This is a genomic window from Psychromonas ingrahamii 37, from assembly GCF_000015285.1.
Lineage (GTDB): Bacteria > Pseudomonadota > Gammaproteobacteria > Enterobacterales > Psychromonadaceae > Psychromonas > Psychromonas ingrahamii.
This window is the reverse complement of record NC_008709.1, coordinates 3,546,632-3,567,048: the sequence shown is the minus strand read 5'-3', so window position 1 is coordinate 3,567,048 and position 20,417 is coordinate 3,546,632. Positions and strand designations below refer to the sequence as shown.

Below are 20,417 nucleotides of genomic sequence, written 5' to 3'. Positions count from 1 at the left end.
CCTCACAAAAAACATGTGCTAATCCCAACTCACCTTTAAACAATATTTAATACTCGCGAGGCCAGAGTATTATATCGCATTATTTTAGATTACGCAGTCAATGAGTAAATAATTTATTTTAGATCGCGCAGTCAATGAGCAAATAAGTTATTCTAGATCAATGTGTTAAGTTCAGGAGTTGGATGTCACTGGTTGATCCTAGGATCTGCCAATAAATAAATTCTCAATTTTCTATTTTCAATAAATATTTGTATAAAAAATCCCATCACTTTACACTGTCGATTCGTGTTTATATAAAGAGCGTAACCATCTATGAAAACCCCGCTTCACCTTGAAATAAAAAACTTATGCTTCTCTCGAAGTGATAAATTATTATTTAATAATTTATGTTTTGAGTTTGAGCGCGGTAAAATCACTGCGATATTAGGTCCTAGTGGCATAGGAAAAACAACATTATTAAAACTTATTGGCGGGCAACTGGCTGTCGATAGTGGTGAGATATTTTTTAACCAAAGCGCACTTCATAACTGCTCAACGGATGAACTTTATCAAGCACGTAAAAAAATGGGTATGTTATTTCAAAGTGGCGCATTATTTAACGAGCTTTCTGTTTTTGAAAATGTCGCATTTCCTTTACGAGAGCATCACCAACTCGATCAATCTTTGCTCGAAATATTAGTTTTAATGAAGTTAGAAGCGGTTGGTTTAAGGGGAGCACGAGATTTAATGCCGCAACAATTATCCGGTGGCATGGCGCGCCGTGTCGCATTAGCTCGCGCAATCGCACTTGATCCTGAGCTGATTATGTATGATGAGCCGTTTAGCGGGCAAGATCCTATCTCAATGAATGTGTTGTTGAAATTAATTAAACAGCTCAATGAGAATTTAGGCTTGACCTCTATTATTGTGACCCATGATGTTAAAGAGGTCTTGTCTATTGCAGATAATGTTTACGTATTAGCGGATGAGAAAATTATTGCGCAAGGCTCTGTCGAGTCAATACTCGCGCAAACTGAAAATGAATTATTACAACAGTTTTTGCTGGGCAAAAGTGAAGGGCCTGTCCCTTTCCATTTCAAAAGCGATGATTTTCAATCTGATTTACAAAAGGTAAGTCGATAATGTTAGATTTTGCTGGCGCCGTCGGGCGTTTATCTTTATATTTTATAAAAACGACGGGAAAGTCCTGCGTAATGTTGTTCCATACAATGTTCGGCATGCCGCACCCTAAATTGTTTCCTTTATTTATCGGACAGATATTTCAACTTGGTATTTTATCTTTACCGATTATATTAACCGCTGGTTTGTTTATCGGCATGGTATTAAGCTTACAGGGTTATAATGTGCTGGTTGATTATGCTGCCGAGGAAAGTTTAGGCAGCATGGTGGCTTTATCGTTATTAAGAGAGTTAGGGCCCGTTGTAACGGCCTTACTTTTTGCCGGGCGAGCAGGCTCTGCGCTGACCGCTGAAATTGGTTTAATGCAAAGCACCGAGCAAATTGCCAGTATGGAAATGATGGCAGTTTCCCCTCTTAAACGTGTGATAGCACCGCGTTTTCTTGCCGGCATCGTGACGCTGCCGTTGCTAACATTGATGTTTAATGTGGTGGCTATTTGGGGAGGATATTTAATCGGTGTCTCTTGGATGGGGGTTGATGGCGGAGCGTATTGGTCTGTGATGCAGGGCAGTGTTGATTATCTGCCGGATGTTATGAATGGCGTGATTAAGAGTATTGTCTTTGGTGTAATGATTACCTGGGTAGCACTTTATAATGGTTATTATGTGATGCCAAACGCTATCGGTATTAGTCGCTCAACAACACAGACAGTAGTCGTTTCATCATTATTAGTGTTAGCAATGGATTTTATATTAACGGTGTTTATGTTCGGAGCGTAATCCGTCATATAACAAGTGGTTGTTTCATCACCATTATTAAATGTTAGCAATGGACTTTATATTAACGGTGTTTATGTTCGGAGCGTAATCCGTCATATAACAAGTGGTTGTTTCATCACCATTATTAAATGTTAGCAATGGATTTTATATTAACGGTATTTATGTTCGGAGCGTAATCCGTCATATAAAAAATGGAAATAAATATGTCTCAGAAAAAAACAGAATTATGGGTTGGCATTTTTGTCATTGGCGCAATGATCTCATTGGCCATATTAGCTTTTAATGTTGCCGGTCTTTCCTTTAAGGGGGAAGGCCGCAGTTATACTCTGTATGCCAGTTTTTCAAATGTTGGTGGTTTAAAAGTTAGATCGCCAGTGAAACTTGGTGGTGTTGTTGTCGGCAGAGTTGAAGAAATTAGTTTAAATAAAGAGAGTTATATGCCAGTTGTGCGTTTGGCTATGTTCGAAAATAAAGGGTATTATCCAGAAACCTCTTCAGTTTCGATTTTAACCTCGGGTTTATTAGGTGAGCAATATATCGGCCTGCAACCCGGTTTTATTATCGAGGGGGTTAATATGTTAGAAGAAGGAGGACGTTTTGAGGATACTAAATCTGCTATCGTTCTTGAAGATTTAATTGGTCAATTTATCTATTCAATGAATAAGGGGGATTAATGCGTTATTTATTAATGGTAATGACACTGCTTTTTTCAGGTGGAGTATTTAGTGATGAAATAGATATGAGTAACCCAAATAAGGTTATTCAATCTGTATCAACTAAGACATTTGCTAGAATTACGGCTGAGGAAGCTCGTTTAAAAACGGAGCCCGATTATATAAAAGTGGTCATTGAAGAGGAGTTAATTCCTTATTTTGATTATAAGTACGCAGCTTACAAGGTATTGGGAGCACATTTAAGAGACACCACTGTTGATCAGCGTAATGAATTTGTTGAAGTCTTCCGACTCTATTTGATTAACTCCTATAGCAATATTTTATTCAAATATGATCAACAAGAGATAGAGATATCCGCTAATACGAACTTTAAAAATGCGAATATAGTGACCATTCCGGTTAGGATTCGGAGTAAAGATGGTCAAGTAGCTCAATTGAGTTTTAAACTGCGGGAAAATCAAAAATCCGGGGAATGGAAAGTGTTTGATGTTATCGCAGAGGGGATCAGCATGTTAAATACTAAGCAGTCAGAGATAAGTGAACTTATTCAAAGAGAAGGTATTGATCATGTTATCAAATTGCTAAAAAAGAAAAATAGCGAGTTTTCCTCGTGACTACAAGCATCAATGACGAGACAATAGTACTGAAGGGTGACCTGCTGTTAAGCGAGTTGTCCGCGAAAAAATTTTCGAATATTAAAACCTATAAAAATACAAAAAAAATAGATTTACAGCACCTTACAAATATAGACTCAGCCGGTATTGCATATTTGGTACAAATTAAAACAATTAGTCCAAATGTCTGCTTTGAGGGTGTGTCTGATAAAATATTAATCTTAGCGGGTTTATATGGGGTGAGTTTTCTCTTCAAGTAGCGAGTTATACCATGAATACTGAAACAATGAATACTGAAATAATTAAAGAAAAATTAGAACAAGCGCTAGCGCTTGATGAATGCATAGTCAAAGGCGAAAATGGCACTTTTCAAGTGATCGCAGTCAGTGCCATGTTTGCAGATATGAGTAGAGTGAAAAAACAGCAGGCTATTTATGATCCGTTAACCGAGGAGATAGCAAGTAATGCCATTCATGCTCTCAGCATTAAAGCCTTAACACCCGATGAGTGGCAAAAACAAAAGCATTTTATTTAAAAGAGATAAGGACAATTTAATGGGTCAGTTTTTAATTCAAGGTGGTTGCCAATTAAAAGGGGAGGTGACAATATCCGGTGCCAAAAATGCTGCATTACCAATTCTATTTGCGAGCTTATTATCAAAAGGTAATGTGAATTTAACGAATGTCCCGCTGTTAAAAGATATCTCGACAACACTTGAGCTTTTAAAAGAATTAGGTGCAGAAGCATCACAAGATGGACATGAAGTACATATTAATGCTTCATCGGTGAAAAACTATACCGCTTCCTATGAGTTAGTACGCAGTATGCGTGCGTCTATTTTGGCGCTAGGCCCTTTAGTTGCCCGTTTTGGTGAAGCCGATATCTCATTACCTGGGGGCTGTGCTATTGGCGCTCGCCCGGTTAATCTGCATATCCATGGTTTAGAGCAGATGGGGGCAATCATTAAAGTGCAGAATGGCTTTATTAAAGCGCGTGTTAATGGGCGTTTAAAGGGTGCACATTTGTACATGGATATGGTCAGTGTTACCGGCACGGGTAATTTAATGATGGCAGCGGCGCTTGCTGAGGGTGTTACGACCATCGAAAATGCAGCGAAAGAACCTGAACTTGTTGATCTGGCTAACTTTATTAATGGTATGGGTGGCAAGATTTCAGGCGCAGGAACAGATACTTTAACAATTGAAGGTGTTGAGTCTTTGGGTGATTGTAGCTATCAGGTGCAGCCGGATCGCATTGAGACGGGGACTTTTTTAGTGGCAGGTGTGGTAAGTGGTGGTAAAGTTAAGTGTCTTAAAACCGCCCCGCATTTATTAACGGCTGTACTGTCTAAATTAGAAGAAGCGGGTGCCGCAGTGACAACGGGCAGTGATTGGATTGAGGTTGATATGATTGATCGTCAATTGAAATCAGTGAATATCTCAACGGCTCCGCATCCTGCATTCCCAACGGATATGCAGGCACAATTTACGGTGTTAAATACCGTTGCTCCCGGCACGGGACGAATCAAAGAAAACATTTTTGAAAATCGTTTTATGCATGTGCCTGAATTACAACGAATGGGCGCAAATATTATATTGGAAGGTAATCTTGCCATTTGTGGTGATCCTGATCCGCTGTGTGGCGCAGAAGTGATGGCGACAGATTTACGTGCATCGGCAAGTTTAGTGATTGCAGGCTTAATCGCCGAGGGTGAAACGATTGTTGATGAGATTTACCACATTGACCGGGGTTATGAAGCAATAGAAAATAAGTTGATTGCGCTGGGTGCAAAGATTAAGCGTATTGAAAATTAACGTTAATTCATTTTTTACAGGCTGTTTTGATGCTGTGAATAACAAAAAAAGGGAAGCTTAGTGCTTCCCTTTTTTTTGTTCTATTAAGGGTTAATTTCTTTGTCAGTGCTATTTGTATTTTGAGGGGGATTACTCAGCTCGCCAATAATGACGTCGATATCCATTTCCTCTCCTTTACGTAATACCGTTAATACGGCCTTTGTGCCTGGCGGTATTTCTGCCACCATATCCATCGCAAAAATTAAGTTTTCAACAGCCGTATTATTGATTTTTAGTAAAATATCATTGACTTCAACCCCCGCAATACTAGCAGGTCCTCCTTCCTGAACTTCTTTTATGATGGTGCTGTTTTGTGCTTTTAAGCCCCAAAGACGCGCTAAAAGCGGATCTAAATTTTCGGCCACTATACCTAAGGAGCCACGAATAACGCGACCATCTCTAATTAGGCTGTTCATTATCCGCTGCGAAAGCTGATAGGGAATAGCAAAACTAATACCATAACTAATATTTTGACGACGACTGTAAAATTCAGAGGTATTAATACCAACTAACTCACCTCGGCTATTAATTAATGCTCCCCCTGAGTTTCCTTCGTTAATAGCCGCATCTGTCTGCAGGAAATCCTGACGGCCAGATGAACTCATACCACTGCGTCCGGTGGCACTGATAACACCCTGAGTGATGGTTTGCCCTAAGTTATAGGGATTACCAATAGCGAGTACTATATCGCCAACTTGAGGATTATATTGACTGTTCTGAGGGATCACCGGCAGGTTATTGCCCTCAATTTGCAGTACCGCTAAGTCGGTTATTACATCACTCCCGACCACAGTGGCGGTAAAGAGACGGCCGTCCTGTAAAGCGATAAGTATCTGATCAGCCTGTTTAATAACATGGTAGTTGGTTAAAATGTAACCTTTTTTATCAACAATAATGCCGGATCCTAACCCCGTCGGTTGAAGCTGTTGTTTGTTGTTGTTGAAAGTCGAGTCTACATATTGTTGAGAGTAAATATTAACCACTGCAGGGGATGCTTTTTTGACTGATTCGCTATAACTTGCGACTTTATCGTTGGCTAAAAGCGATGTTAAAACTGTCCCTAACCGTGCGCCATAAACGATTAATATCGCAATAATAATCCCCCAAAAAATGGGTTTTAAAAAATACAGCAAGCGCGTTTTAAAGTTCATTTTGTTAACCAGGTCGATAAGTGAAAGTGACAACAAAGATTATATACAAAATAGGAGAGGGAAGGGTGTTTATTGTATGTTATTGAGAAATTGGTAAAAAAAAGCACCACCTAATACCAAATCCATTAATTTTCTGCTCATTTATGCGTGTTAAAACACATGCTAGCTAGACATAAAACCCTGTTTTAGTCTGTGCTATTGATTTGATTCATAACATCCTGTTATTCACCACTTCGTGGCCAGCTGAAGCTGTTCAAAATAGTTCCCTACTATTTTGTATAATTAGAACAACTAGTTACTGCAATCAATGCCTTGCTTTTATGCGTTTTTCCGGTGCCTAAATAGATCATTTAATTAGTGGAATTGGTATAAGGTGATGCTTAAATAGTCTGATTATTTATTGATTAAACAATAACGTGTACAGAAGAAGTGTTTGTCGTACCGGAAGCCACAAGCGCACCAGCGACTATTATGACTTTATCACCAGCAGTAACAAGACCAAGCTGTTTACTCATATCCATACCAAGTTGGTAGAACTCTTCCATTGAATTTTGAGCTTCAACAATTTTAGCAGAAACCCCTTTTACTAATGCAAGTTGTTGTGCTGTTTTTGGATTACTGGTTAACGCCAGGATTTGAGTCCTTGGAAAGTATTTACGTAAAGAGCGTGCAGACTTGCCGGCACCCGTTGCTACTATGATTAATTTAGCATCTAGTTGCTCTGCATTGTTAACTGCACCGCTGCATACTGCTTCTGTGATACGGATATCTTTTGTAATATTATCAACTCTGACATGCATGACTTGATCGGTTCGCTCACAGATAGTTGCCATAATTTCAACCGCTTCTGCAGGGTATTTTCCTTTAGCACTTTCACCTGAAAGCATGACTGCATCAGTGCCATCTAAGATAGCATTGGCAACATCGCCCGCTTCAGCACGCGTTGGTCGTGGATTTTTGATCATTGAATCAAGCATTTGTGTCGCTGTAATAACAGGCTTTCGAGCAGCATTTGCTTTTTCGATCATCATTTTTTGTGCGAAGATCACTTCTTCAACTGCAATTTCAACGCCTAAGTCACCACGAGCGACCATAATAGCGTCTGAAGCTGCTAGGATTTCATCAAAGTTATCAACACCTTCTTGGTTTTCTATTTTAGAGATGATGTGAATTTTTTCGCCACCGTGAGCTTTTAATAACTCACGGATTTCCAATACGTCTTCTTTTTTACGAATAAATGATGCTGCAATAAAATCAACTTGTTGTTCACAACCAAATATTAAATCGCCTTTATCTTTAGGAGACAGAGCAGGCAGCTGAACTTTAACACCTGGAAGGTTAACGCCTTTATTTTCGCCCAGTTCACCGGTGTTCATAACATCACAGATAACCTCTGTATCGGTAATACGTTTAACGGTTAGTTCAATTAGGCCGTCATCAAGTAATACCGTGTTACCTACCGCTAAATCATTGGTTAGATTTTCATAAGTTACGGCTACCACAGTGTTGTCACCCACAACAGTTTGATCCGTTGTTAAAGTGAACTCTTGTCCTGCCGTTAATAATACATCAGCACCGTTGGTTAGTTTAACTGTACGAATTTCAGGACCTTTGGTATCTAATAAAATGGCAACATTTTTACCCGTTTCTCGGCAAATTTCACGGATAGTATTAATTCGACCACCATGTTCGTTAAAATCACCGTGCGAGAAGTTAAGGCGCATTACATTCATGCCATTTTTGACTAATTTACCTAACATCTCTTTTGATTCTGATTTTGGACCAATAGTACAAACTATTTTAGTTTTTCTCACCGTTATTCTCCGATAGTTATTAAGTTTATTAAGTTTATTAATTGTAATTTTTTTAATAGAGATTAAAACGTGTTTATCAATATCTGTATTTGATGGGCATATTTTACAGAAATTCTTTTGATAAAGTATGATTTTGAAGCATTTAATTTCTGTTTTTTTATATTTGTTTAATTTTTACTCTATTTTTGTTTGTTTTAAATTCAATTTGTGGCTGTTTTTTGGGCGGGATCATTTAATGTTAAATATAATGTTCTATTATCACGCACTATATTGAGCGCTAATATTTGGGGTGAACTGTTAATCAACTGGGTTAGTTCGGTATGATTTTGAATTTTTTTCGATTAAGGCGAGACTAAAAGTATCACTGCCGGCAACGGTTAGAGACAAAGCAGCATTTGTCCTTGCACTAAATGCGATTAAGCTGTGGTTAATCAGAAAATAAGCAATTAACTTCTTCACGGTAGATTCTCCATAGGTAATGACTCAAAATAATAGTTTCAATAGCGCTAAAATTAAATATTTTTTGGGAAATTGAAATTTAATCAGTAGGGTTATTACCTTTTGAGTTCTTTTGGTATTAACAAGAAAGCAGTGATTAAAATATCTGACATTAATCAATTTGTGTAAATTGGGTACAAATTCAAATTTTGTCGACTTGGCTTTACTGTTATGATGCTCCAATAATGTTATAAAAAAACTTGTGAGTGCTCTGTGACCCCCCTAAATTTATATCGCGCCGATTTACAAAAAAAGAACTTCTTTGAGGATCCTGCACAGGCAATTGCTATACAGCAGCTGCAACGTTTGTATATGGATCTGCAAACACCGCCCATTGAAAATAAAAAAAGCAGCGTGTTGTCACGCTTGATTAACAAACTATCCACACCAACAAGCAAAAAAAAGCAATTTAAAGGGATCTATTTTTATGGCGGGGTGGGCCGTGGTAAAACTTACCTTGTGGATCTTTTCTTTCATAGCTTACCAACAAAGCGCAAACAACGACTGCACTTCCATCACTTTATGCTTAGAGTGCACAAAGAACTTTCTGAATTGCAGGGACAGGCGAATCCTTTAGTTAAAATTGCGCAAAAGTTCTCATTTGAAACTGATGTTTTGTGTTTTGATGAGTTTTATGTTGATGATATAACCGATGCAATGATTTTAGCCGGCATGTTAACCGCATTATTTGAACAGGGCATTGTATTGGTTGCAACCTCCAATATTCACCCCGATGATCTTTATAAAAATGGTCTGCAACGCGCACGTTTTTTGCCTGTTATTGACTTAGTTAAGGTCCATTGTGAAGTGTTCAATTTAGACGGTGGGCGCGATTATCGCATTGGCCGTTTAATAAACAGTGAAATTTATCACTACCCTCTAGACAGCAGTGCCTCCCTGCAGATAAAAAATGCCTTTGAAAATTTAGCGGATGGAGATAAAGTTTATGGACAAAATATAGAAATCAATTCCCGCCTGATCCCCAGCATCGCCAATAGTATTGATACCTTAAGTATTGAGTTTGATTCACTTTGTGACGGACCAAGAAGCGTATTGGATTATATTGAAATAGCCATATTATACCGCACTGTTATTATCGCGAATATAAAGCAGATGGATGATTTGCATAATGATATTGTCAGGCGTTTTATTGCGATGGTCGATGAATTTTATGATCACCATGTGGCTGTGGTTATCTCTGCTGAAGTTAAGATAATGGATCTGTATATTGGAGAGCAACTTAATTTTGAATTCCAACGTTGTGTATCACGTTTGTCAGAGATGCAAAGCAAAACCTATTTAATGCAGGCTCACCATGTTGAACAAAAATAACGGCTTAAGGTTTTTTTGCCCCCTCGTTTTGCATAAATAAAGCGACGACAAAGAAAGACATTAATGTTATCAATAATTATTTCAATATTAAGGTGATTTCTGCCTCCATTTTCTGTACAATTCTGTCGCCCACGTTATCCACCTCCCCAAAGTTTAAAGGGTGGATCTGTTTACGCTTGACGTATTCGAAGGGATACGAAATGGCAAAATACATTTTTGGTTGTCAATATTGACAATCATATTTTTTAATATCATTAATTTGGGTATAACTTAATGAAAACTTTTGTTGCTAAACCAGCTGAAGTCAAACGCGACTGGTTTGTAGTCGATGCTGAAGGTAAAACTTTAGGCCGTTTGGCTACTGAAATCGCTTTACGTTTACGTGGTAAACATAAAGCAGAATACACTCCGCATGTTGATACTGGCGATTACATCATCGTTATCAATGCAGAGAAAATTACTGTAACAGGTAATAAAGCTAAAGGTAAAATCTATTATCACCATACTGGTTTCATTGGTGGAATTAAAGCGATTAGCTTTGAAGATCTTATCAAGCGCGCACCTGAACGTGTTATTGAAAAAGCTGTTAAAGGTATGTTACCACGTGGCCCATTAGGTCGTGCAATGTACCGTAAGTTGAAAGTTTATGCTGGTACTGAGCATCAACATTCTGCACAGCAACCACAAGTTTTAGACATTTAATAGGATTAAAACAATGGCAAATCAATACTACGGCACTGGTCGTCGCAAAAGCTCTGTAGCTCGAGTGTTTGTAAAAGCAGGTAGTGGTCAAATCACTATCAACAAGCGTAACATTGACCAATATTTTGGTCGTGAAACTGCTTGTATGGTTGTTCGTCAACCACTAGAACTTATCGGCGTTACTGATAAATTCGATCTGAACATCACTGTTAAAGGTGGTGGTAGTACGGGTCAATCTGGTGCTATCCGTCTGGGTATCACTCGTGCATTAATGCAGTATGACGAAACACTTCGTTCTGAACTACGCGCCGCAGGTTATGTTACCCGTGATGCACGTGAAGTTGAACGTAAGAAAGTGGGTCTACATAAAGCACGTAAACGTCCACAGTTCTCAAAACGTTAATATTTCGTTTTCAAGAATTGCAAAAGCCCAGTTTATACTGGGCTTTTTTTTGCCTGCTATTTAGATATTTTGAGCTTATGCTTCCTTTACATCTGTTTTTAATATAGGGGATATATTATGTTGGCAGAGCTAATGGTTTAAAAGCTTAATGAGCAAATTTATTGGTCAAATCTATATTTATAAATGTGTGCATAGTGTGAGGATAAAGGTTTTGAGGGCCGACTTTATGACTGTGAGGGCGTGCAATACAAGCAATTTTTCGTCTTAATCTTTTGTCACCTATGCAAGTGAAACAGGCGCATTGGCCGTTCTAGTCTCTATAACAGCACTGCTACATCAATATAAATCATTAAAAATATTTTTACTGATATATTCTTTTATGATTTTTTTATCATAAAAAACAAACCCATACTGCATTCTCCAAACATGATTATTCAATTTTTTATTTTTTACAATGCTACGTTGCCGAGCATTAGCAAGTGGATAAATTATTCAAAGTAATATTAAATAAAATTGACCGGGTAGGAGGGGAGGATAAAGCGCTGTTTTGGGTTTATAAAAATCTCGACATATTAGTAAAAGCTGGTGTAGCATCAATGATAGATAGCGTAAATAAAGACCAGTAAGTGCCTTTAAATTTATATTTTTATGATGAGTTATCATTAAGTTCCGCTTGCTAATGAGAGCATGGTCAATTAAGTACTGCTTTTCTCTATTCCTTGTCGCAAAACAATGTTAATCGCTTGTAAGTAAGCTCGTATTTCTTTAGAATTCAGAAAGTTTTATGCAATACCCTATCAAGCTATCTGTTTGAGAACGTATGCATTATCAGTTTGGCATAGAGAACTGCTTGAAAGTAGCTCTGAATGGAGATGGTTAAATGAGCAATGCGCCTGTTAATTCTGGTCGCCGCAAGTTTTTGACATTAACAACAGCTGTTGTTGGTGGAGTCGGAGCCGTTGCAGTAGCGGTACCCTTCGTGAAATCTTGGAGCCCAAGTGAAAAAGCAAAAGCAGCTGGAGCACCAGTTGCTGTTGATATTAGTAAAATCGAACCGGGACAATTAATTCGCGTTGCATGGCGTGGTAAACCTGTTTGGGTCGTATCCCGCACACAAAAAGTGATTGATGAATTACCGACTCATGACGGTCAGTTACGTGATCCTGATTCACAAGAACCGCAACAACCCGATTACATAACAAACTTAGGCCGTGCACTAAAACCTGAGATTTTTATCGCTGTGGGTATATGCACCCATTTAGGTTGTTCACCTAGTTATCTACCCGATTCTTTTTCTGAACAAGTTCAGGGTATTGAGTCTGGTTTCTTTTGTCCATGCCACGGTTCGAAATTTGATATGGCAGGTCGTGTCTTCCAAGGTGTCCCTGCGCCATTAAATTTAGTTATCCCTCCTCATTATTACACGAGTGATACAACGATTCTTATCGGCTCAGATAAAGGAGACGCCTAATGCTTAATAAATTAGTCACTGGAACAGTCGATTGGATAGATGCACGGATCCCGATGACGGAAACGTGGAACAAACATTTAGCGCAATACCCAACACCGGCCAATTTCAACTTTTGGTACTTTTTTGGTGGCTTAGCCATGCTGGTTCTGGTTAACCAAATATTAACCGGTATCTGGTTGACAATGCACTACAACCCCTCTGCGGAATTAGCTTTTGCATCGGTTGAATATATTATGCGTGACGTGCCTTATGGTTGGTTATTACGTTATATGCATTCAACAGGCGCTTCTGCGTTCTTTGTGGTTATCTATTTACATATGTTCCGCGGCTTGATTTACGGCTCATACCAAAAACCCCGCGAGTTAATTTGGATCTTCGGCATGTTGATCTTTCTGGTGTTGATGGCCGAAGCCTTTATGGGTTACTTACTTCCTTGGGGACAGATGTCTTTCTGGGGTGCACAGGTAATTATCTCTTTATTTGGTGCAATTCCAATTATTGGCGATGATTTGACCCTTTGGATACGTGGTGATTATGTAATATCAGGTGCAACCTTAAACCGATTCTTTGCATTACATGTAATAGCATTGCCCTTAGCACTGGTTGCTTTAGTCTTTTTACATCTTATCGCATTGCATGAAGTGGGATCGAATAATCCTGATGGTATTGATACTAAAGTGAAAAAAGGAACCGCTTCTGCTGATGCAAAAGGTAAGTTTACTTTCCACAAACAATACAGCGGTAAAAAAGATATTATCGACTCTATTCCCTTCCACCCTTACTTTACAGTAAAAGATATTATGGGGGTTTGTGGATTTTTAATCTTATTCTGTGGGGTTATCTTCTTTATGCCGGAAGGGGGAGGTTACTTCCTTGAGGCGCCAAATTTTGAACCTGCAAACGGTTTGAAAACACCGACACATATCGCACCAGTTTGGTATTACACGCCTTTCTATGCCATTTTGCGTGCCATACCCGACAAGTTAATTGGTGTTATGTTCTTTGGTGGCTCCATTGTAATTCTTTTCTTCCTGCCTTGGTTAGACCGTTGCAAGGTAAGATCAATTCGTTACCGTAGTTGGATACATAAAGCTAATATTGCACAATTCATTGTTTGTTTTATTGTCTTAGGTGTATTGGGGGCTTTGCCCGCAACACCTTTATTAACCATGTTTGCGCAGGTTGGTACTGTCGGTTACTTCGGTTTCTTTATTGCTCTTTGGCTATACAGCAAAAACGAAAAAACTAAACCACTACCAACGAGGTTAACATTCAAATGAAAAAATTAATGATTGCCTTATTGGCATTATTACCGACACTGGTTTTTGCAGCAGGTAATGTTCAACTGGATAAAGCTAATTATGATTTAACGGATAAAGCGTCACTGCAAAGTGGTGCTAAACTGTTTATGAATTATTGCATGGCATGTCATTCTACGGCACACCAACGTTATCAGCGGGTAGCAAACGATTTGGATATCCCTGAGGATTTAATGGTTAATAATCTGATGTTCACTGACAGTAAAATTGGTGACTTGATGAAAAATAACATGGATCCAGCCGATGGCGGGAAATGGTTTGGAGTGGTTCCTCCTGATTTAACCTTAGTAGCACGTCTTCGAGGTCCGGATTGGATCTATACTTACTTACGCACTTTTTATGCCGATCCAACGCGTCCATTTGGAGTTAACAATCAGGTCTTTCCTCTCGTGGGTATGCCCCATGTATTGGAAGAGTTACAGGGTGTTCCTACGGCTATTTATGAAACAACAGAGCATAATGGTGTTGAGCATAAAGCAATCGTCGGTTTTGAAAGTAACGGACAGGGTGAAATGAGCTCCGATGAGTATGACAAAGCGGTCCTAAATCTGGTAAACTTCTTAGTCTATGCAGGTGAACCAAATAAATTAGAGCGTCAAGCCCTAGGTTTTTGGGTGATAGGCTTTTTAGTTATCTTATTCATTCTTAGTTATTTACTGAAGAAGGAGTATTGGCGCGACATTCATTAATCGTGAACTTTTATCTCACCTAATTTAATCGGCAGCAGTGATATTTATCACTATTGCCTTTTTAGTTTTTAAACATTCAACATTTTATCCATATATTAGGGGATTTTCATGGCCGTAGCTGCGAATAAACGTTCTGTAATGACACTGTTTTCAGGTGCTTCAGATTTATATAGTCATCAAACACGTATTGTACTGGCAGAAAAAGGCGTCACAGTTGAAATTACTTTTGCTGATGAAGACAATTGGCCTGAAGAATTAGTAGAGTTAAATCCTTATAACACAGTGCCAACGTTAGTTGACCGTGAATTGGTTTTATACAATTCACGCATTATTATGGAATACTTGGACGAGCGTTTTCCGCACCCGCCATTAATGCCTGTTTATCCCGTTGAGCGTGGTAAAGGGCGTTTAATGATGCAGCGTCTCGAAAGTGATTGGTATCCATTAGTTGATACTATTATGAATGGTAATACAGAAGCGGCAGATGCTGCACGTAAAAAACTCCGTGATGCCATTTTATTAGTGGCGCCAGTATTTGATCACTTTGCCTACTTTATGTCGGAAGATTTTACCCTTATTGATTGTTACATGGCACCCTTATTATGGCGTTTACCTGAATTAAATATCGACTTAGGTTTTGATAATGTCGCGGGCATAAAAAGTTACATGGTAAAAGTTTTTGAACGCGAGTCATTTCAAGCGTCAATGACTGAAACTGAACGTGAAATTAGAGTGGGAGCATAATGACAACTATGTTAGTGCAAAGGCCGTATCTTCTTCGTGCCTTTTACAATTGGATCGTTGATAGTGAATGTACACCGCATATTATTGTTGACGCAACACAAACTGGTGTTGAAGTGCCTCAGAAATTTGTTGAAGATGGCAAAATTGTCCTTAATATTGCACCTCAATCAGTTATGCAGTTTTCAATGGATGATGATGCAGTGGCATTTAATGCCCGTTTTTCAGGGCAGCCAATGCAGGTTTATGTGCCTTTATATGCGATAGAAGGTATTTACGCCCGTGAGAACGGCAGCGGAACTATCTTTCCTGAAGAGCCGGCCTACCAGGCTTTGGACGGGTCAGTAGAAACTGTTAAAACAGAAAAAACGGATACTAAGCCAAGTAAGCAACCCACACTGACTATTGTAAAATAATCTTATTTTATCTGATTTAAAAAACCGAGAATTATCTCGGTTTTTTATTGCCTGTAGCTTTCGGCTTTAAGCTTTAAGATATCAGCTCGCAGCCCTCAACTCGTTCTCAACTTAAACAAAATCAATCGGATCAACATCAATAGACCATCTTACTTTTCGCCCTTCCGGCAGGTTATCAAAAGCGTGTAATGCCCGATGTAGTATCTGCGTGATCACGGCGCGTTGTTCACTTTGTAATAAGAGTTGAAAACGATACTTTCCTGCGCGTCTTTCCATTGATGCAGGAATCGGTCCTAAAATTAATAACTTATCAAGGCTGTTATTGTTAATGCAGATTTGTTGCAAGATTTGCTGACATAAAGACAGGAAGTTTTCAGCCAGCGTTGCATTATCGGACTCCGCTCTTAATAAAGCTTGAAATGTACTTGGCGGTAACTGCGCAAGCTTTCGCTCCTGCAGCGCATTACGGGAAAATTCAAAATAACCGTTATTGATAAGATCCTGAAGTAAACTGTGCTCAGGGTGATGTGTTTGCAGTACCACTTGACCCTTTTTTTCTGCTCGTCCTGCGCGACCTGATACTTGCGTAAACAGCTGTGCTAATCTTTCGCTGGCACGATAGTCATTACAAAACAGTGCGCCATCAACATCTATTAATGCGACCAGCGTGACATCGGGGAAGTGATGGCCCTTTGCCAGCATCTGGGTGCCGAGTAAAATTTTATATTTACCGCTGTTGATATCGGTTAAATATTGATTAAAGCTCTCTTTTTTGCGGGTATTATCACGGTCAATACGGACCGTCGGATGATCCGGGAAAAGGTCGTTTAAGGTCTCCTCTAACTGCTCTGTACCCACTCCTGTTGAGTTTAATTGTGTCGAGCCACAATCATCACACTGATGAGGAACGGGCAGAGTGGAAGCGCAGTGGTGGCAGTGCAGGTAATTAGCTGATTTATGGTAAGTGTAAAAGGCATCACAACGGCCACATTTAACTAACCACCCGCATTCATGGCACATTAAGACAGGGGCATAACCACGGCGGTTTAAAAAAAGAATAACCTGATTATTTTTATCCAGGTGTTTTTTCATTAATTCAATTAACTGCGGAGATAGTCCTGATTTTAGCGGTAAACCGGCTAAATTAATCAGGCTGTTGGTGGGTGGTTTAGCATTACCCGGGCGCTCGGTCAGATGCAAGTGCTGATATTTTCCCTGCAGGGCATTGTTTAATGTTTCTAAGGACGGCGTGGCAGAGCCTAAAATAATGGGGATTTTCTGCAAGGCGGCACGTTTGATTGCAAAATCACGCGCATGATAACGAAAACCATCCTGTTGTTTAAAAGAGGCATCATGCTCTTCATCTAAAATGATTAAGCCTAAATTTTTAAAATCGCAAAATATGCTGCTGCGTGTACCGATAATAATGGCGCCGCTGCCTTGTTTTGCATGCAGCCAGGTATCGAGTTGCTCTCTTGGGTTTAATCCTGAATGTTTAAGATAAACAGGGACATTAAAACGTGCCTGAAAACGTTTAATGGTTTGCGGCGTTAAACCGATTTCAGGTACTATTACCAATGCCTGTTTACCCGCGAGTAAGACTGGTTTAATAATATTAAGGTAAACTTCGGTTTTTCCACTGCCTGTTATGCCCTCTAATAAAAAGCAGTTAAAAGCCTCTAACTGCTGATTAACGCAGCTTATAGCAATAGCTTGTTCGACGGTTAAAGCCGGTTTTTGTGCCGATTCTTCAAATTGAGCTAACCAATTGAGATTGCTGACCGGTTGTTTATCAACGGACTCAATAACCCCTTTTTCCTGTAATGCTTTGAGCGTTGGGCGACTTATCCCCTGTGCGCTTAACTGCTGATTGGATAAACTTGATTCGCTTAAAATTTGTAAGGCAGACTGCTGCTTTTGGGCACGTTTAAAATCATTCAAATTAAAAGGATTGGCGGTTAATTGCCAATGTTCATAACCCTTAAAAATGGCTTCTTTACCCTGGCGTAGTGAAGACGGTAATGCCTGCTGAAAGACATCACCAAAAGCATACTGGTAATAAAAAGCCGCCCAACGCAGCAGTGACCAGATGTTTTTATCCAATAAAGGGGTCTGATCAATCAATTGGGTGATTTTTTTTAGTTTATCGATGGCGTAATCACATTTTGGATTCACTTCGCAGATCACCCCAATAAGTTGTCGTTTGCCACCAAAGGGCACACGTACTCGGCAGCCTACCAGGTTGTTGGGCTCTGTTTTTAACAGATAATCAGGCAGCAGATAATCAAATTGTTTATGCAGAGGAATCGCTAATGCGATGCGGCAAATGATAGGTTGGGTCATACACTCAATGTAATGAAGATAAAAACTCATTGTAACCTGTTTCACATAAAGCGGGTAAAAAAACGCCCATGGAAATGTAACCTGTTTATAAACAGCAACAGGAAGTGCCGGGAGAGTACGCTTCTAATATCAATTCGACTAATTAAATGATTTGTTTAGGCGCTGGAAAAATGCATGAAAGCAAGGCATTGATTGCAGTAACTAGTTGTTCTAATTATAAAATCAATAACAAAGACTAAAACGTAGTTTTATGTCTAGCTAGCATGTATTTTAACCAGCATAAATGAACAGAAAATTAATGGATTTGGTATAAGTACTCTTAATATAGATTTCCCGGCATTTCGAGCAGTTTACTCAAAAAAGGTGCTCTTTAAGATCAGAAAACTTTAGGGTGAGTATTTTAACCAGCAAGAACTAACAAGATGATCGTTCTTGCTGGTTAAAATTATCCCTAACTGCGTTGTGAGTTTTATTCAGAACGTCTTGTTCTTCACCACTTCGTGAACAGCTAAAGCTTCACAAAATTGTATGGAACAATTTTGTGAAGGAGAACAACGATCGAATGCAACTCACGCCTTGTTCGTGTTAATTTTTCCTTCGCAATAATTGATCACTTCATTAATTTTTTTGGTATTAGTTATTTATGCCGAGTTAAGCTAGCAGTTTTCTGGCCGCCGCAACGACAATGGATATGGCACTGACTTCTGTTTTTTTCATTGTTGACTGATCCGGAATTTCTTGTTGTGTCCGGTTGACTATAACACCTGCAACACAGGCAGCCCGCCATCCTTGGGTGGCGCACATAGTAAAAAGAGTTGATGATTCCATTTCATAGTTCAGTACGCCTAATTCCTGCCATTCTTTCATTGAACCTTTAAGATGACGGGTAACACGTCCTGAAACAGTATCGTAACGCTCCTGACCCGGGTAGAAAGTGTCCGAGGATGCAGTAATGCCAATATGGGGCTCAATGCCCGTTTCCCTGCACGCAGCAACTATCGCCATGGTACATTCAAAGTTAGCAACAGCAGGGTATTCTAAAGGTGCAAAATGCAAACTGGCGCCATCAAGACGAACTGACGCCTGGGTAACAATAATATCGCCGGGATTAACCTCTGGTTGAATTGCGCCGGTAGTGCCGACCCTTAAGAAGGTAGTAACCCCTAACTGCGCTAACTCTTCGACTGCAATCGATGTGGATGGGCCACCGATACCGGTAGAACAAACTACCACGGCTTTACCCTCAATATAAGCCAGATAGCTGGTATATTCGCGGTGACTTGCCAGAAAAGTGGCGCCATCCATTAACTCTGCTATTTTTTTTACACGATCCGGATCGCCGGGTACTATTGCGAGGCTCGCACCATCGAGCATTTTTTTGCTTAGGCCTAAATGAAATACATCTGACATAATAAAACTCCTGTGTAAATTGAGAACTGTTGGACTGTTATAAATCATCACCTAAAAAAGCAAAGGGTAATAACTCATTGATACTATGCTGCTCTATTTCGAGCGCTGAAGCATAACTGTAAACAATGGCATCATTGCCTGATTGTTCAGCAATCACTTGTCGGCACCCACCACAGGGCTGTGCTTTAATAAGCGCTTTTGCTGCGTTACGGGCGATTAGGTGAATTTCTTTAACCTCACCTTTCTTCATTCCTTCAGTAACAGCCGTGTGAATAGCATTACGCTCAGCACAGATAGTGGTCGGGTACGCGGCGGATTCAACATTGACGCCTTTATAAAGATTACCGTTACGGGTTATTACAATGGCTGCAACATTAAATCCTGAGTAGGGCGCTTGAGCATTATCAAGTAGTTTTTTAAGTTCAGTAAAATAGTTTTTTTGCATAATGTTAGAGCCTTTTTATATAGGTTTGTGATTGATTGTCCGGCTGTGCAGCAAAGCCCATTTTATTAAGATATAAACAATGATCCTGATCGCTTGCGGTTGTCTTCAGCGCCGTGATCCCTTTCTCTTTCAGAAATTCTGGGTGAGTTTGATAATAATAGCTACCCAGCTTAAAGTCACGATATCTAGGGATGACGTAATCAAGCATAATGGCAAAAGTACCGTCAGCTTCTTTTGTGCCTGCAAGCACGCCGGCTATATTATTATCGCGCAACATATAAAATAATGTGTCAGCTGATCTTAACTGCTCCAGATTTATCTGCTTTTCAATATCCTGGCGATTAATATTAATAAAATGCTGAAAATATTCAGAATTTTTCGACGCTGAAATTATTTTAAATTCTTCTTTGGTGCGATAAATTTGATACAGGAAATAAAGGTTAATACAGGCAATGCTGAGATTCATAAAGATCGTTGGTACTGAATCAATAAAATAGGCAAAGCTTGCAAAGAGCAGACAACCGATAAAGTTAATCACTCTTAGTTTGATAATTGAAGACATAGTGAGAGAAATCAGCACCACCAGCGACGCTAAATAACCAAACCATTCTACCCAATCCAATTCCATACTCATTCCTCTGTTA

Annotated in this window: 22 protein-coding genes; 15 read left to right on the top strand and 7 right to left on the bottom strand. The window is 39.3% G+C overall.

Annotated features, from left to right (window positions below; all coding sequences use genetic code 11):
- The first annotated feature begins 312 nt into the window (after positions 1-312).
- From PING_RS14880 to murA, 6 genes are all read left to right on the top strand, one after another.
- Entirely contained in the window at positions 313-1,122 is an 810-nt protein-coding gene (locus PING_RS14880) for an ATP-binding cassette domain-containing protein (RefSeq protein ID WP_011771145.1), read from the top strand.
- Complete coding sequence (gene mlaE / locus PING_RS14875) at positions 1,122-1,898, top strand: lipid asymmetry maintenance ABC transporter permease subunit MlaE (protein ID WP_041766543.1); 777 nt, start codon at positions 1,122-1,124, stop codon at positions 1,896-1,898. The genes PING_RS14880 and mlaE overlap by 1 nt, the downstream gene beginning before the upstream one ends.
- 203 nt (positions 1,899-2,101) lie before the next feature.
- Complete coding sequence (gene mlaD / locus PING_RS14870; protein WP_041766541.1) at positions 2,102-2,572, top strand: outer membrane lipid asymmetry maintenance protein MlaD; 471 nt, start codon at positions 2,102-2,104, stop codon at positions 2,570-2,572.
- Positions 2,572-3,186 carry an MlaC/ttg2D family ABC transporter substrate-binding protein gene (locus tag PING_RS14865; protein ID WP_011771142.1) on the top strand — a complete coding sequence of 205 codons (615 nt, stop codon included), beginning with the start codon at positions 2,572-2,574 and terminating at the stop codon, positions 3,184-3,186. Before mlaD ends, PING_RS14865 begins: the two co-directional genes overlap by 1 nt.
- Before the next feature lie 286 nt (positions 3,187-3,472).
- Complete coding sequence (locus PING_RS14855) at positions 3,473-3,721, top strand: BolA family protein (protein ID WP_011771140.1); 249 nt, start codon at positions 3,473-3,475, stop codon at positions 3,719-3,721.
- Between the two features lie 19 nt (positions 3,722-3,740).
- Complete coding sequence (murA, locus tag PING_RS14850; RefSeq protein ID WP_011771139.1) at positions 3,741-5,000, top strand: UDP-N-acetylglucosamine 1-carboxyvinyltransferase; 1,260 nt, start codon at positions 3,741-3,743, stop codon at positions 4,998-5,000.
- A gap of 83 nt (positions 5,001-5,083) precedes the next feature.
- Here the strand turns inward: murA and degS are convergent, their stop codons facing one another.
- The 3 genes from degS to PING_RS20705 all read right to left on the bottom strand — a co-directional run bounded on the left by degS (position 5,084) and on the right by PING_RS20705 (position 8,463).
- Entirely contained in the window at positions 5,084-6,190 is a 1,107-nt protein-coding gene (gene degS / locus PING_RS14845; RefSeq protein WP_011771138.1) for an outer membrane-stress sensor serine endopeptidase DegS, read from the bottom strand.
- Between the two features lie 404 nt (positions 6,191-6,594).
- Positions 6,595-8,004, bottom strand: a complete 1,410-nt coding sequence (gene pykF / locus PING_RS14840; protein WP_011771137.1) for a pyruvate kinase PykF — start codon at positions 8,002-8,004, stop codon at positions 6,595-6,597.
- A 297-nt stretch (positions 8,005-8,301) separates the two neighbouring features.
- Positions 8,302-8,463: a hypothetical protein gene (locus PING_RS20705; RefSeq protein WP_157035384.1), complete on the bottom strand. Its 162-nt coding sequence runs from the start codon at positions 8,461-8,463 to the stop codon at positions 8,302-8,304.
- 252 nt (positions 8,464-8,715) lie between these two features.
- Between PING_RS20705 and zapE the strand changes: the two genes are divergently transcribed.
- From zapE to PING_RS14795, 9 genes are all read left to right on the top strand, one after another.
- Complete coding sequence (gene zapE, locus PING_RS14835) at positions 8,716-9,834, top strand: cell division protein ZapE (RefSeq protein WP_011771136.1); 1,119 nt, start codon at positions 8,716-8,718, stop codon at positions 9,832-9,834.
- A 273-nt stretch (positions 9,835-10,107) separates the two neighbouring features.
- Positions 10,108-10,536, top strand: coding sequence for a 50S ribosomal protein L13 (gene rplM, locus PING_RS14830; RefSeq protein WP_011771135.1), 429 nt, complete (start codon positions 10,108-10,110; stop codon positions 10,534-10,536).
- Positions 10,537-10,549: 13 nt separating this feature from the next.
- On the top strand, positions 10,550-10,939 hold the full coding sequence (gene rpsI, locus PING_RS14825) for a 30S ribosomal protein S9 (protein ID WP_011771134.1): 390 nt from the start codon (positions 10,550-10,552) through the stop codon (positions 10,937-10,939).
- 479 nt (positions 10,940-11,418) lie between these two features.
- Positions 11,419-11,565 (top strand): hypothetical protein, encoded by a 147-nt coding sequence (locus PING_RS21470; RefSeq protein WP_232279369.1) that lies wholly within the window; start codon positions 11,419-11,421, stop codon positions 11,563-11,565.
- A 254-nt stretch (positions 11,566-11,819) separates the two neighbouring features.
- Positions 11,820-12,410 (top strand): ubiquinol-cytochrome c reductase iron-sulfur subunit, encoded by a 591-nt coding sequence (gene petA, locus PING_RS14815; protein WP_011771133.1) that lies wholly within the window; start codon positions 11,820-11,822, stop codon positions 12,408-12,410.
- Positions 12,410-13,690, top strand: coding sequence for a cytochrome b (locus PING_RS14810; RefSeq protein WP_011771132.1), 1,281 nt, complete (start codon positions 12,410-12,412; stop codon positions 13,688-13,690). The genes petA and PING_RS14810 overlap by 1 nt, the downstream gene beginning before the upstream one ends.
- Positions 13,687-14,418 (top strand): cytochrome c1, encoded by a 732-nt coding sequence (locus PING_RS14805; RefSeq protein WP_011771131.1) that lies wholly within the window; start codon positions 13,687-13,689, stop codon positions 14,416-14,418. The genes PING_RS14810 and PING_RS14805 overlap by 4 nt, the downstream gene beginning before the upstream one ends.
- Positions 14,419-14,526: 108 nt before the next feature.
- Positions 14,527-15,162, top strand: coding sequence for a stringent starvation protein SspA (sspA, locus tag PING_RS14800; protein WP_011771130.1), 636 nt, complete (start codon positions 14,527-14,529; stop codon positions 15,160-15,162).
- Positions 15,162-15,575, top strand: a complete 414-nt coding sequence (locus PING_RS14795; protein ID WP_011771129.1) for a ClpXP protease specificity-enhancing factor — start codon at positions 15,162-15,164, stop codon at positions 15,573-15,575. Before sspA ends, PING_RS14795 begins: the two co-directional genes overlap by 1 nt.
- Positions 15,576-15,686: 111 nt before the next feature.
- On the opposite strand, the gene priA is transcribed toward PING_RS14795, so the two are convergent.
- The 4 genes from priA to PING_RS14775 form a co-directional block, all read right to left on the bottom strand.
- Positions 15,687-17,918 (bottom strand): primosomal protein N', encoded by a 2,232-nt coding sequence (gene priA, locus PING_RS14790; protein ID WP_041766539.1) that lies wholly within the window; start codon positions 17,916-17,918, stop codon positions 15,687-15,689.
- A 651-nt stretch (positions 17,919-18,569) separates the two neighbouring features.
- Entirely contained in the window at positions 18,570-19,328 is a 759-nt protein-coding gene (gene udp, locus PING_RS14785) for a uridine phosphorylase (protein WP_011771127.1), read from the bottom strand.
- 37 nt (positions 19,329-19,365) lie between these two features.
- Positions 19,366-19,773 (bottom strand): cytidine deaminase, encoded by a 408-nt coding sequence (gene cdd / locus PING_RS14780; RefSeq protein ID WP_011771126.1) that lies wholly within the window; start codon positions 19,771-19,773, stop codon positions 19,366-19,368.
- Positions 19,774-19,777: 4 nt separating this feature from the next.
- Positions 19,778-20,401 carry a GNAT family N-acetyltransferase gene (locus tag PING_RS14775; RefSeq protein WP_011771125.1) on the bottom strand — a complete coding sequence of 208 codons (624 nt, stop codon included), beginning with the start codon at positions 20,399-20,401 and terminating at the stop codon, positions 19,778-19,780.
- Between the last annotated feature and the right edge of the window lie 16 nt (positions 20,402-20,417).

Bases quoted from the DNA above. Each gene is read 5' to 3' on its own strand.
- PING_RS14795 (WP_011771129.1), top strand. From the start codon at position 15,162: ATGACAACTATGTTAGTGCAAAGGCCGTATCTTCTTCGTGCCTTTTAC.
- cdd (WP_011771126.1), bottom strand. From the start codon at position 19,773: ATGCAAAAAAACTATTTTACTGAACTTAAAAAACTACTTGATAATGCT.
- mlaE (WP_041766543.1), top strand. From the start codon at position 1,122: ATGTTAGATTTTGCTGGCGCCGTCGGGCGTTTATCTTTATATTTTATA.
- murA (WP_011771139.1), top strand. From the start codon at position 3,741: ATGGGTCAGTTTTTAATTCAAGGTGGTTGCCAATTAAAAGGGGAGGTG.
- mlaD (WP_041766541.1), top strand. From the start codon at position 2,102: ATGTCTCAGAAAAAAACAGAATTATGGGTTGGCATTTTTGTCATTGGC.
- rplM (WP_011771135.1), top strand. From the start codon at position 10,108: ATGAAAACTTTTGTTGCTAAACCAGCTGAAGTCAAACGCGACTGGTTT.
- PING_RS14775 (WP_011771125.1), bottom strand. From the start codon at position 20,401: ATGGAATTGGATTGGGTAGAATGGTTTGGTTATTTAGCGTCGCTGGTG.
- PING_RS14880 (WP_011771145.1), top strand. From the start codon at position 313: ATGAAAACCCCGCTTCACCTTGAAATAAAAAACTTATGCTTCTCTCGA.
- rpsI (WP_011771134.1), top strand. From the start codon at position 10,550: ATGGCAAATCAATACTACGGCACTGGTCGTCGCAAAAGCTCTGTAGCT.
- udp (WP_011771127.1), bottom strand. From the start codon at position 19,328: ATGTCAGATGTATTTCATTTAGGCCTAAGCAAAAAAATGCTCGATGGT.
- degS (WP_011771138.1), bottom strand. From the start codon at position 6,190: ATGAACTTTAAAACGCGCTTGCTGTATTTTTTAAAACCCATTTTTTGG.
- sspA (WP_011771130.1), top strand. From the start codon at position 14,527: ATGGCCGTAGCTGCGAATAAACGTTCTGTAATGACACTGTTTTCAGGT.
- PING_RS14805 (WP_011771131.1), top strand. From the start codon at position 13,687: ATGAAAAAATTAATGATTGCCTTATTGGCATTATTACCGACACTGGTT.
- PING_RS14810 (WP_011771132.1), top strand. From the start codon at position 12,410: ATGCTTAATAAATTAGTCACTGGAACAGTCGATTGGATAGATGCACGG.
- PING_RS14865 (WP_011771142.1), top strand. From the start codon at position 2,572: ATGCGTTATTTATTAATGGTAATGACACTGCTTTTTTCAGGTGGAGTA.
- PING_RS14855 (WP_011771140.1), top strand. From the start codon at position 3,473: ATGAATACTGAAATAATTAAAGAAAAATTAGAACAAGCGCTAGCGCTT.
- priA (WP_041766539.1), bottom strand. From the start codon at position 17,918: ATGACCCAACCTATCATTTGCCGCATCGCATTAGCGATTCCTCTGCAT.
- petA (WP_011771133.1), top strand. From the start codon at position 11,820: ATGAGCAATGCGCCTGTTAATTCTGGTCGCCGCAAGTTTTTGACATTA.